Source organism: Vibrio sp. Vb0349, from assembly GCF_033338975.1.
Window position 1 is genome coordinate 1 of record NZ_JAWOTS010000448.1, and the last position, 1,042, is coordinate 1,042.

The following is a 1,042-nucleotide window of genomic DNA, read 5'->3' on the forward strand; positions in this document are numbered from 1 at the left end:
GCTTTTGAATGAGACCAAACAAAAACTTCTTAGCAGATTTTTGAATAAAAAATGAAATTTTAGAATTTCAGGTAATAAAAACACCCCGCCATAATGCCTGCATCACAATATCAATGGACGATGAGCAAGCACATGGCAACGAACGATTCAGTCACTACTTTACCTGTACAAAAGCCGAGGTTGGTTTCTGACAACCAAGTGTCTGGCGTCACTCGTTTTGCAAAGCAGTCACTCAAACCAGGCGAAGTAGCATTGGTTGGTGCTGGCCCTGGCGACCCTGAACTTCTCACCATTAAAGCACTGAACTGTTTACAGCAGGCGGATGTGGTCTTGTACGACTATTTGGTGTCTGAAGAGATCATGGCGCTGATCCCAAGCGATACGATTTTAGTTTGTGTTGGCAAGCGTGCAGGGCACCACAGTGTACCGCAAGAAAAGACAAATCAACTTTTGGTTGATTTTGCTAAGCAAGGATACCGAGAAGTACGAGTAAAAGGCGGTGATCCTTTCGTATTTGGTCGCGGTGGAGAAGAGCTAGAAGTGTTGGCTGATGCTGGCATTCGTTTTCAAGTGGTGCCTGGTATTACTGCCGCAGCAGGAGCGACAGCATATGCTGGCATTCCGTTGACGCACCGTGATTATGCTCAATCGGCCATTTTTGTTACTGGTCACTTGAAAGAAGAAAGTGATGAGATGGATTGGTCAACACTGGCTCGTGGTAATCAGACTTTAGTGATCTACATGGGACTCATGAAATCACACTATATTCAGAATCAGCTCATTCAGCACGGAAGAGCGGCTTCAACTCCGATTGCTATTATCGAGCGCGGTACGCAAATTCAGCAAAAAGTTTTTACGGGAGAGCTTTCCCAACTATCTGATTTATCGAAGGAAGCTCAGGCGCCATCTTTGATTGTCGTAGGAGAGGTAGTGCGATTGTCTCAAAAGTTAGATTGGTTTTTGTCTAGTACTGATTTCAACAAAAGTGCTATTGCCAACTCCATATAATTTCAGTCCAAAGATTAGAGACGTAACGCGCCTT

Annotated in this window: 1 protein-coding gene; it reads left to right on the plus strand. The window is 44.4% G+C overall.

Annotated features, from left to right (window positions below):
* The first annotated feature begins 132 nt into the window (after positions 1-132).
* A complete protein-coding gene (gene cobA / locus R7Q47_RS26500) occupies positions 133-1,008 on the plus strand; it encodes a uroporphyrinogen-III C-methyltransferase (RefSeq protein ID WP_318090291.1) in 876 nt (291 codons plus the stop codon).
* The last annotated feature ends 34 nt before the right edge of the window (positions 1,009-1,042 follow it).

Bases quoted from the DNA above. Each gene is read 5' to 3' on its own strand.
- cobA (WP_318090291.1), top strand. From the start codon at position 133: ATGGCAACGAACGATTCAGTCACTACTTTACCTGTACAAAAGCCGAGG.